Raw genomic sequence first — 11,630 nt, 5'->3', positions numbered from 1 at the left:
GCTGACATCCTTGTAACTCGTTTTGTTGCTTTGCTATTTAAAAATAGCGAATTGACGTACTGGTTATTTTGTTCAGTTTTCAAAGTTCGAAAGTTAGCGCCTCCCAAAATGGCGACCTTATTAATATAACAAATTGTTGATATTGTGTCAACATCTTTTTTCAAAACGTTTTCCGTCGTTTTGGCGACGACTAATAATGTAACACGAATCACCACGTTATTGCAAGTTCCAATTTTTGGTGATTTTTTTCTTCGTTTGTTTTGTCGCGTATCAGCAACGTTTAATAATTTATCATGATTCTATTCTTATTTCAAGTACTTTTATAAAGTAAGTTTTTTCTGAAATTTGTTTCCTATATTCTCATCACACTTACCCTTACCAACATTTAAATACCTTTATATCTTCTTTAGAAGCTATTCGTTAATAAACAGCTATTGCTGAGGCTTCATATAAAATTAACTACCTTCCTTACCTTTTATAAAATAAAAAGGAACAATAACGAAGTTGCCGTTATTGTTCCTATCATTTACTTGTTACGCATTTGCGGGAATAATAATACATCTCTTATAGACGGAGAATTAGTTAAGAGCATTACTAAACGATCTACTCCAATACCTAAACCACCTGTAGGAGGCATTCCATATTCAAGGGATTCAACAAAATCTTCATCCATCATATGAGCTTCATCGTTTCCTTCTTTTCTTTCTTTCAATTGTTCTTCAAAGCGTTGACGTTGATCAATTGGATCGTTTAACTCAGAAAATGCATTAGCATGTTCTCTTCCTACTATAAATAACTCAAAACGATCAGTGAAACGTTCATCATCTACATTTTTCTTAGCCAATGGTGATATTTCTACTGGGTGACCATAGATAAAAGTAGGCTGAATTAAATGTTCTTCTACTTTTTGCTCGAAGAATTCATTCACAATATGGCCAAACTTCATATTATTTTGTATTTCAACCCCATGCTCATTAGCCAATTGCTTAGCTTCATCATCATTCATTTGTACCCAAAAATCTACACCTGTTTGTTCCTTAATAGCATCAACCATATGAAGACGTCGCCATTGAGGCTCTAGATTTACTTCTACATCACCATATTGAATAGTTGTAGAACCTAATACTTCTTTTGATATATGGGCAATTAAGTTTTCCGTTAATTCCATGATGTCATGGTAATCAGCATAAGCTTCATAAAGTTCAATCATAGTAAACTCAGGGTTATGACGTGTAGATACACCCTCATTGCGGAAAACTCGACCAATTTCATATACTTTTTCTAATCCACCCACAATCAATCTTTTTAAGTGTAATTCAATTGCAATTCGCATATATAATTCCATATCTAATGCATTATGGTGGGTAACAAACGGACGAGCAGAGGCACCGCCAGCGATAGAATGCATCATTGGAGTTTCTACCTCTAAGTATCCTTGATCATCTAAATAACGACGCATAGACTGAATAATTTTACTTCGCATCACGAATGTGTCTCGGCTTTCAGGACTCATAATTAAGTCTAGATAACGTTGACGGTATCGTTGTTCTACGTCTTTAAGACCATGGAACTTTTCAGGAAGTGGTCTTAATGATTTTGTTAATAAATGAAACTCGGTAGCTTTTACAGATAGTTCTCCTACATTTGTTTTGAAAACAGTCCCTGATACACCTACAATATCTCCAAGGTCAGCAGTATTAAAAATATCATACGCATCTTCACCTATAGCATCTTTACGAACATAGATTTGTACTTGCCCTTTTAAATCTTGAATATGTGCGAAACCAGCTTTCCCTTTTCCGCGTTTTGTCATAATTCTTCCAGCTATAGTTGCAGGAATTTTCTTTTCCTCTAATTCCTCTTTCGTAAATTGATCGTACTCAGTCACTAATTCACTAGACAAATGGGTACGTTTAAATTTGTCTCCGAATGGATTAATCCCCTTTTGAAGGTAGTTTTCCAATTTCTCCAACCTAGTGCGCATTAAATCATTTAATTCTTCGGTCACTATGCTTCACTCCATTTCATCATTATATATCGCTACAGTTGTCACTTGCTCCTAGTATGTAAAGTCCTCCCCTTATGGAAAGACCGTGTTATTACTACCTAGTTAAATATATAGAAAACCTGATTAGTGCCCAAAAGCATTTACCTAATTACTTAGTTCTCATAACTTAAACTCCGTTATACACCTAAAATGAAATAAGAAACTGCCAGCTATTAACTGGCAGTACGACTTCAAATATAAAAAAATTAGGCCGTTAATATAGGTGCCAGATATTACGAAACTTTAACCAATGCTTCTAATTCATTAGTATAGTCTTCTAAGATCATAAGTAAACTTTCTTTTGTTTCACACTCATTTATACGTTTTCTTACTTTACCATTACCCTTTATGCCTTTCAAGTACCATGCTGCATGCTTACGCATTTCCATAATAGCTGTATATTCACCTTTTAATTTAATTAAGCGTTCCATATGAAGTTTACACACTTCAATTTTTTCTTTTGGACCTGGCTCATCAATTAATATCCCTGATTCCAAGTATTTAACTGTACGATAGATGATCCAAGGATTTCCTAGGGCAGCTCGCCCAATCATAACTGCATCTACACCGGTTTCTTCAAGACGACGCTTTGCATCTTGTGGCGTTTCTATGTCACCATTACCTATGACAGGTATTTTGATTGCCTCTTTTACTCGTTTTACAATTTCCCAATCAGCGACTCCTTCGTACATTTGAGCTCTTGTACGCCCATGAATCGCAAGTGCTTTTGCCCCAGCCGCCTCAATCGCCTTCGCGTTTTCAACCGCATATATATGGTGCTCGTCCCAGCCTGTTCGCATTTTAACGGTTACCGGTTTATCAACTGCATGAACAACAGCAGATACCATTTCGTGTATTTTATTTGGATCTAAAAGCCATTTGGATCCAGCATCACATTTTGTGATTTTTGGTACCGGGCAACCCATATTAATATCAATAATATCGGCATTCGTATTTTTATCTACAAACCGAGCTGCTTCTATTAAGGTTTCTTTCTCTCCACCAAATATTTGTAGGCTCATTGGTTTTTCTTCTTCATCTATATATAACATGTTCAATGTTCTTTCGTTTTTACTTACAATCCCTTTATCACTGACCATTTCAGCACAAACTAATCCTGCACCGAATTCTTTAACGGTAAGTCGAAAGGCCGAGTTGCAAACACCTGCCATCGGAGCAAGTACAACACGGTTTGGGATTTCGATGTTACCTATTTTAAACATAGTTGTACCTCCTGTGATTTTACTTGGGTGGCGATAACTCATCTAATGATATATCAAGCACCGTAGAAACTCTAGATAAAAATGTTTTATCTGGTTTCCGAGCACCTCTCTCTACTTCTCCTAACACTGATACAGAATAACCAATGGACTTTGCAAATTCAACTTGTGTATACCCTTTTAATTTTCGGAATGCGCGGATTCTCACTCCCCAGTTAGCTGATTCCATTTTGTTACCCCTTTGCGATCTTTATTGTTCAATCTACTTAAATGAATGTGAACGGGTAATCCATTCACTTTCAAGCTGCTAGCCAATTCTTCAAGAGGAACAAGAACAAAAGCCCGCTCTAACATTCTAGGATGCGGAATTTTGAGTTTCTCTGTGTCAATATTCTCTTGATTATACACTATTATGTCAAGGTCTACCGTTCTCGGTCCCCACCTCACAACTCGCTTCCTACCTAAATTGCTTTCTATTTGTTGACAATAATATAGTAGCTCAAAAGGTTCTAAACTCGTTTCTAATTGAACAACCATGTTTAAAAAAGATTGTTGATCTTCATAGCCTACTGGCTCAGTTTCATAAATACTTGATTTTTCTGTTACGTTAATTAAATGGTGTTCATTTAATTTTTTTATCGCATCACCCAAATATTGTTCTCTAGGCTCTATGTTTGATCCTAAAGCGATATAAGCTTTATTCATCTTTCTTCTCCCGGAAAATATCTATTGCTACATCTTTGTAGTAACCAGGAATCGGCGCACCTGGTTTTGTTACTTTTACTTTTACTGCCTCTAATATAGAAAATCGATTTAATAATGCTTGGGCGACTTTTTCCCCGACTGCTTCAATCAGTTTTTTTGCCTTGCCTTCCACAATTTCTTTCGTTAATTCATAAACATCACCATAATTAACGCTATCGTTCATGTCATCAGATGTTCCTGCTTTTTGTAGATTTAAATAGAGAGTAACATCGACAATAAAGCGTTGTCCCAATTTGTTTTCTTCCGGAAATAATCCGTGATATCCATAAAAACTCATTTCGTTTATATGTATTTTGTCCATTATCTCACTCCTTTGCCGAGCATGGCATCCATCATCTTCGCCATCCGTGCCATTTCTTTTACATCATGTACTCTGACTATATTTGCACCCCGTTCAATACCCAGGCATACAGTCGCACCAGTTCCTTCCATTCTTTCGTTTACTGGCAGATTCAATACGTATTCAATAAATGACTTACGTGACGTCCCAAGTAAGATAGGAAAACCCAAAGAAGTTAATTCATCTAAATGGCGCATAACAACTAAGTTATCTTCCATACTTTTAGCAAAGCCTATGCCTGGGTCTAGAATGATATTTTCGCTTTTTACGCCTGCCTTTATTGCTATTTCTATACTCGACTCTAAATCCTTTTTCATATCCGTAATTAAATCATGATAATCTTTATTGTCCCTATTATGCATAAGGATAAGAGGAACATTATGTTGAGCAGCAACGTCAGCAATCTGAGGATCCTTTTTCGCACCCCATACATCATTAATTAAAGAAGCACCAGCATTAACAGCCTGTTCCGCAACCTCTGCTTTATACGTATCAACTGATATAGGTACATTTAATTCCCCTTGTAGCGCACGAATAATTGGAACAACACGGGCCAATTCTTCCTCAGCTGTTACAGGCTCATGGCCAGGCCTTGTTGACTCTCCACCTACATCAATAATATGAGCACCTTGCTCTTGCATTCTAGTTGCGCGGATGAGAGCATGATCGAGTTCATTAAACTTACCGCCATCCGAAAAGGAGTCTGGTGTCACATTTAAAATCCCCATAATTAATGTATGTTTGCTTAAATCATATCTATATTTTCCCATATTGATAAACTCAGCCATATTGAATCCTCTTCTCATTCTTAATAATCCGCCAAATAATAAAGGGCTGGACCCTCAGTAACAAATATAAAGCATTTTGCTTTATATTTAAACTGTTATAGGTCCAACCCTTCTATGTTTAGCCTTTGAAATCTAGATTAATCTTCAAAATTATAAAGAGCAGTTGTTAGATAACGTTCACCGTTACTCGGAATAATAGCAAGTACTTTTTTACCTTTTCCAAGCTTCTTCGCTACCTGCCTAGCCGCATAAATTGCCGCACCCGATGAAATTCCTCCAAGAACACCCTCCGATTTTGCAACTTCTCTAGCCGTCTCAAACGCATTTTCATTTGATACGGTAATAACTTCATCATAAACTTCTGTATTTAAGATAGATGGCACAAACCCTGCCCCAATACCTTGAATTTTATGAGGTCCTGGTTTTCCACCCGATAGAACTGGAGAGTTCTCAGGCTCAACAGCATAAATAGTTATGTTATCGTAATGGTTTTTTAGTACCTTTCCTGCACCAGTAATTGTTCCGCCAGTACCAATACCTGAAATAAAGGCATCTAGTTGATCACCCATTTGCTTCACAATTTCTGGACCAGTAGTTTTTTCATGTACAATTGGATTTGCTTCATTATTAAATTGTTGAGGCATAAAATATCCGTTTTCCTTTTGTAACTCTTCCGCCTTGCTGATGGCACCTTTCATCCCGTCTGCCCCTGGAGTAAGGACCAACTCAGCGCCATAAGCACGAAGAAGGTTTCTGCGCTCTTGGCTCATTGTATCTGGCATAACTAATAGTGCTTTATACCCTTTAGCAGCTGCAACCATTGCAAGCCCGATTCCTGTATTCCCACTAGTTGGTTCAACAATTGTGTCACCTGGTTTGATTAGGCCTTTTTCTTCGGCATCTTCTACCATTGCTTTTGCAATACGGTCTTTCACAGAACTTCCCGGGTTCATATACTCAAGTTTCAGATAAATATCAGCACTGTTTTCATCTGCTGAATTGTTTAGTTTTACAATTGGTGTGTTTCCAATTGCGTCAACAATATTATTAAAAACTGTCATTTTTTCAACACCCCTTCATTTTATATCCGAGTAATTGTATTGGTTTTATAAACTTTAATATTACTTTATGAAAGTTTATTCTATTTGTCAAACATTTCACACTATTGGATATATTTTTTTCTTTAGATTTTTACTTATCGTAAATCCACTCTACCCCAATTTCATCCCATAATAATTCAGGGGATTGTTCATAAGTAATATAATCCTTTGCAGCTTCCCTTTTTAAATGATTTTTTACATCCTCATACTGAAGCGATAATTCTGGCAATATATGATGAAGGTATAAGATTACTGTTCCATCCCCGGTCTGGAAAGGAATGCTGTATGTGCCCGGCTCTAACTCCTTCGCCATATCAAAGTAAACATTTTGTAGGTATGAGTTATCCTCAGAAAAATACCCTAGATAACCACCTTGCGCCTTTGTGTAGTGGTCAATGGAGTATTCCCTCGCCAAAATAGAAAAAGATGCCCCACCTTCTAGTTCGTTTACTACTTTATCAGCTGTTGCCGCATCCGAGACGACAATGTGAGAAAGTTGATAGGACTTTGCAAAATTATATTGTTCCGTGTCTTCATTAAATTGTTTTTGCATTTCTGACTCATCAAGTACGACGTCTCTTGTTAGTAACTCATCAAGAAAGATTTGATATTGCAACGTCTTTTTCCATTTATCTCTGTTTGCTTGTCTTTCTTCTGCACTCATTACACCAGCTGTTGTCTCCATAATGGAAAGCTCTCTTTCCATCCACTTCTCTCCTACTGTTATGTTATGCTGATCAGCTAATTGAAAGACTACTTCGTGATTAATTAGGTTTTTTAAAAAGTCTTTCCCTTGCTCTTTCTGTAGTTGCTCCATCCACATTTCAGCGGTAATCGTTTTATCACCAATAACAGCAACCTCTTTTGGTAGTTTTTCACCATCTAGTTCACCGATAGAACTGTCGGATTTGTTTGTAAGTAAAATAATGGAAGCAATATTTGTTACAAGTAATAAAGTAATCATTCCCCACAAAAGCCTTTTTGACAATTTCTCCACCTCTTTATCTATTTCCCTTTTAGTTGCTCTAAGTCTTCAGCACTAAATGTATACGTTTCATTACAAAAGTGACAAGATGCGGTAGCACCTTCATCCTCGTCAATCATACTCTGAATTTCCTCGTTTCCTAAACCTGAAATGGCATTCTCTATTCTTTCTCTTGAGCATTGGCAGGAAAAAACAATTGGTAACTTTCCTAAAACCTTCATGTTTCCACCCTCTAAAATAGTGCCAAGTATTTCTTCCGGCGACATCCCATCTCTAATCATACTTGATATAGAAGGTATTTTTTGAATACGCTCCTCTAATAGAGATACCGTTTCATCCGTTGCACCTGGCATAACTTGAAGGATGAATCCACCTGCAGCAAGTATTGATAAGTCAGGATTTACTAGTACCCCTGCTCCTACTGCTGAAGGCACCTGCTCTGAATTAACAAAGTAGTACGTAAAGTCTTCACTAATTTCCCCTGAAATAATCGGGACTTGTCCAGTAAAGGGTTCTCTTAAGCCAAGGTCTTTCACAACACTTATAAACCCTTCCGTTCCAACAGCACGCCTAACATCCAACTTCCCTTTATCATTTAAATCAAAGTCTACATGGGGATTTTTAACGTATCCTCTCACTTCACCTTTGGCATTACTATCCGCAACGATTGCACCTATCGGCCCATTACCTTCTACCTTTACCGTTAATTTATCATCACCTTTTAACATCGCACCCATCATTGCTGAAATTGTAACTGTTCTTCCTAAAGCAGCAGATGCAGTTGCCCAAGTATCTTGTCTTTTACAAGCCTCATTTACCGTTTCCGTAGATTGAACTGCAAATCCACGGACAGTTCCGTCAAATGCTGTACCTCTTATTAAATAATCTTTCATTTTATCCATCCCTTCATCGTCACATCTATCTTTATACCTACATTGAATTAGAAACACCTAAAATAAAGGCTGTCCAATATAGTTGTCGTATTTAACTTCCTTATATTTGTATTCCCTACAACTATAACAAATATCACGTTTAGCCTATGAAATCTACTCTTATGTAACGAACAATATCATACCATAATTCATTCCTATTTCGCGAAATGGAAATGTAATCACAGTAAAAAACTTCCTCTCCTATTTGTATATACATGTCACATAAAATTCATGAGTTCATAATCTGACACTCTTCTTTTTATATTACTATTTAAGTGTAAAAACACCAAAACCCTAAGGAGGTTTGCAACATGAAAGCTGCAGTAGTTCATAACTTTAAAGAATCTTTACGTATTCAAGAAGTGGAAAAACCTATTCTTTCCCACGGAGAAGTTCTCGTTCATATTAAGGCATGTGGTGTATGTCATACAGATTTACACGCTGCCCACGGTGACTGGCCAGTAAAGCCAAAGCTTCCACTAATACCTGGTCATGAAGGAGTAGGCATTATTGATGAAGTTGGTCCAGGAGTTACTCATTTAAAAGTTGGTGATCGAGTAGGTATCCCTTGGTTATATTCAGCTTGTGGACATTGTGACTATTGTTTGAGCGGTCAAGAAACACTATGTGAAAGTCAACAAAATGCTGGATACTCTGTTGATGGGGGATATGCAGAATATTGTAAAGCTGCAGCTAACTATGTTGTCAAAGTTCCCGACAATTTAACTTTTGAAGAAGCTGCACCTATCTTTTGTGCAGGTGTAACAACATATAAAGCGTTAAAGGTGTCAAACGCAAAACCTGGTGAATGGGTTGCCATTTATGGTGTTGGTGGTTTAGGGCATGTTGCTGTGCAATATGCAAAAGCAATGGGGCTACACGTAGTAGCTGTAGATTTAGGCGATGATAAACTTACACTAGCTAAAGAACTAGGTGCTGATTTAACGGTTAACCCACTCAAAGAAGATGCTGCAGAATTTATAAAAGAAAAAGTAGGAGGGGTACATGCAACAGTTGTTACAGCTGTATCTAAGCCCGCGTTTCAATCTGCATATAGCGCTATCAGAAGGGGAGGAACTTGTGTATTAGTGGGCTTGCCTCCTGAAGAAATGCCTGTTCCAATTTTTGATACGGTTTTAAATGGTATTAAAATTATTGGCTCTATTGTTGGAACGAGACTAGATTTAGTGGAAGCACTGCAATTTGCATCTGAAGGTAAAGTAAAAACAATAATCGAGGTACAACCTTTAGAAAATATAAATACGGTATTTGATCGTATGATAAACGGAGAAATTAACGGACGCGTCGTTTTGTCATTTGATAAATAATAGGAAAAGAAAGAGCTTCGTCACAATAGACGAAGCTCTTTTAATAACCTTATTTTTTATCTTCGGAATCATCATTAGAATCTTTCGTGTTCTCTTCTGGTTCTTGCTCTTCTTTTCTCGATTTGATGTTTACCTTCAAGTCAGAAGTTTCTTCTTTCTTGGTATCTTCTTTTACTTCTTCTATACCTTTAGGTTCCTCTGCAGGAACTTCTTTAGGTTCTGGTAAGACACCTTTTTCAAATAGAGACTTAATTTGTGCTGCATCAAGTGTTTCAACATCAAGCAATGTATTTGCTATTAATTCAAGCTTATCTTTGTTTTCCGTTAAAATTGTCTTAGCACGTTGGTAACATTCTTTGATTATACGTTGAATCTCTTGGTCAATTTCATAAGCGATTCGATCACTATAGTTTTGTTCTTTCTGAATGTCACGACCTAAAAATACTTGACCACCTGAACTGCTTCCAAATTGTAACGGTCCAAGCTTTTCACTCATTCCGTACTCTGTAACCATGCTTCTAGCAATAGCAGTTGCACGTTGGAAGTCATTGTGTGCGCCAGTACTTACTTCACCGAAAGTTACTTCCTCGGCCACGCGCCCACCTAATAGACCGGTAATCTTATCAAGCAATTCTGGAGCAGTCATGAAATAACGGTCCTCTTTCGGAAGCATAACAGCGTAACCACCAGCTTGACCACGAGGAACTATTGTTACTTTATGCACCATATCTGCTTCATCCAAGACCATTCCAATAACGGTATGACCACTTTCATGGAAAGCAACAATATTTCTTTCTTTTTTCGAAATTACCCTACTCTTTTTGGCAGGACCTGCAATAACACGGTCAATGGCTTCATCAACATCTTCCATCGTGACCTTCGTTTTATCAGAACGAGCAGCAACTAATGCAGCCTCATTTAAAAGGTTTTCAAGGTCAGCACCTGAAAAGCCAGGTGTTCTCATTGCAATTGTTTTCAAATCAACAGAATCAGCAAGTGGCTTGTTCTTGGCATGAACAGCTAATACTTCTTCACGTCCTTTAACATCTGGACGATTTACCGTGATTTGACGGTCAAAACGACCAGGGCGTAATAATGCTGGATCTAGAATATCTGGTCGGTTGGTTGCAGCAATAATGATTATTCCTTCATTTGCTCCAAATCCATCCATTTCAACAAGTAATTGGTTTAGTGTTTGTTCACGTTCATCATGTCCACCACCAAGACCCGCTCCACGCTGACGACCTACCGCATCAATTTCATCAATGAAAATAATACATGGTGAGTTTTTCTTAGCGTTTTCGAACAAGTCACGAACACGTGATGCACCGACACCAACAAACATTTCAACGAAATCAGAACCACTGATGGAGAAGAAAGGAACTCCCGCTTCACCGGCAACAGCTCTTGCTAGTAATGTTTTACCAGTACCTGGAGGCCCAACAAGTAAAACACCCTTAGGAATTCGTGCCCCCAATTGAGAAAATTTGCGGGGATCTTTTAAGAAATCAACAACCTCCACAAGTTCTTGTTTCTCTTCATCAGCACCAGCCACATCTTTAAATCGTACATTCTTCTTTTCTTCGCTATAAAGTTTGGCTTTACTTTTACCAAAGTTCATAACTCGGCTGCCGCCACCCTGCATTTGGTTTAACAGGAAGAAGAACAAGATAAATAAGATAATAAAGGGTATGATCGAAGTAAAGAATCGAACCCATCCACTCGGCTCTTCAGCTGCCGTAACATCAAACTGGATATTTTGTCCTCTTGCAATACTCTCAATTTCACTTATACTTTGCTCATTGTTTGGAGCCTCCGACGCAAATGGTGTAGTACCATCATCGGCAGTCATTTCACCTGTTAACGCATAGGCTTGGTTTGTATATTGAATAGTCAACTCCGTAATTTGACCATTATCTAAAGCCTCTCTAAACTGCTTATACGTAAGATCTTGTGTTTCTGTGTTTGGTCCTTTGAATACACCAACAATACCAATAACGACTAGAAATATAATTAGATAAAATATCGTGTTGCGAAATACCCGGTTCATTTCCTACCTCCTCCCAAGCGAAAAAACTATAGTAAATAGTACCATATTAAAAAGGGGTTACTCAAATAATTACCC

Annotated in this window: 11 protein-coding genes; 1 reads left to right on the top strand and 10 read right to left on the bottom strand. The window is 37.5% G+C overall.

The features are described 5' to 3' along the window. Positions 1-526: 526 nt before the first annotated feature. The 9 genes from lysS to hslO all read right to left on the bottom strand — a co-directional run bounded on the left by lysS (position 527) and on the right by hslO (position 8,138). Entirely contained in the window at positions 527-2,008 is a 1,482-nt protein-coding gene (gene lysS, locus HNQ94_RS18580) for a lysine--tRNA ligase (RefSeq protein ID WP_174497746.1), read from the bottom strand. A gap of 272 nt (positions 2,009-2,280) precedes the next feature. Continuing rightward, positions 2,281-3,270 (bottom strand): tRNA dihydrouridine synthase DusB, encoded by a 990-nt coding sequence (gene dusB, locus HNQ94_RS18575; RefSeq protein ID WP_174497745.1) that lies wholly within the window; start codon positions 3,268-3,270, stop codon positions 2,281-2,283. A 19-nt stretch (positions 3,271-3,289) separates the two neighbouring features. Beyond that, on the bottom strand, positions 3,290-3,496 hold the full coding sequence (locus tag HNQ94_RS18570) for a helix-turn-helix domain-containing protein (protein WP_174497744.1): 207 nt from the start codon (positions 3,494-3,496) through the stop codon (positions 3,290-3,292). Next, entirely contained in the window at positions 3,472-3,972 is a 501-nt protein-coding gene (folK, locus tag HNQ94_RS18565) for a 2-amino-4-hydroxy-6-hydroxymethyldihydropteridine diphosphokinase (protein WP_174497743.1), read from the bottom strand. Before folK ends, HNQ94_RS18570 begins: the two co-directional genes overlap by 25 nt. After that, positions 3,965-4,333 (bottom strand): dihydroneopterin aldolase, encoded by a 369-nt coding sequence (gene folB / locus HNQ94_RS18560; protein ID WP_174497742.1) that lies wholly within the window; start codon positions 4,331-4,333, stop codon positions 3,965-3,967. Before folB ends, folK begins: the two co-directional genes overlap by 8 nt. After that, a complete protein-coding gene (gene folP / locus HNQ94_RS18555) occupies positions 4,333-5,160 on the bottom strand; it encodes a dihydropteroate synthase (RefSeq protein WP_174497741.1) in 828 nt (275 codons plus the stop codon). Before folP ends, folB begins: the two co-directional genes overlap by 1 nt. A 137-nt stretch (positions 5,161-5,297) precedes the next feature. Continuing rightward, positions 5,298-6,221: a cysteine synthase A gene (gene cysK / locus HNQ94_RS18550; RefSeq protein WP_174497740.1), complete on the bottom strand. Its 924-nt coding sequence runs from the start codon at positions 6,219-6,221 to the stop codon at positions 5,298-5,300. Positions 6,222-6,351: 130 nt separating this feature from the next. Beyond that, positions 6,352-7,248 carry a peptidylprolyl isomerase gene (locus tag HNQ94_RS18545; protein ID WP_174497739.1) on the bottom strand — a complete coding sequence of 299 codons (897 nt, stop codon included), beginning with the start codon at positions 7,246-7,248 and terminating at the stop codon, positions 6,352-6,354. Between the two features lie 17 nt (positions 7,249-7,265). Beyond that, positions 7,266-8,138 carry an Hsp33 family molecular chaperone HslO gene (gene hslO, locus HNQ94_RS18540; protein WP_174497738.1) on the bottom strand — a complete coding sequence of 291 codons (873 nt, stop codon included), beginning with the start codon at positions 8,136-8,138 and terminating at the stop codon, positions 7,266-7,268. Positions 8,139-8,488: 350 nt separating this feature from the next. On the opposite strand from hslO, the gene adhP reads away from it, so the two are divergent. Next, positions 8,489-9,505 carry an alcohol dehydrogenase AdhP gene (adhP, locus tag HNQ94_RS18535; protein ID WP_174497737.1) on the top strand — a complete coding sequence of 339 codons (1,017 nt, stop codon included), beginning with the start codon at positions 8,489-8,491 and terminating at the stop codon, positions 9,503-9,505. Positions 9,506-9,554: 49 nt separating this feature from the next. Here adhP and ftsH read toward each other — a convergent pair whose 3' ends face one another. Further along, positions 9,555-11,555: an ATP-dependent zinc metalloprotease FtsH gene (ftsH, locus tag HNQ94_RS18530; RefSeq protein WP_174497736.1), complete on the bottom strand. Its 2,001-nt coding sequence runs from the start codon at positions 11,553-11,555 to the stop codon at positions 9,555-9,557. Positions 11,556-11,630 lie beyond the last annotated feature (75 nt).

The organism is Salirhabdus euzebyi (assembly GCF_014207435.1).
GTDB lineage: Bacteria > Bacillota > Bacilli > Bacillales > Alkalibacillaceae > Salirhabdus > Salirhabdus euzebyi.
Note: the sequence above shows the minus strand (reverse complement) of the source record. Positions and strands in the feature narration are given on the sequence as shown.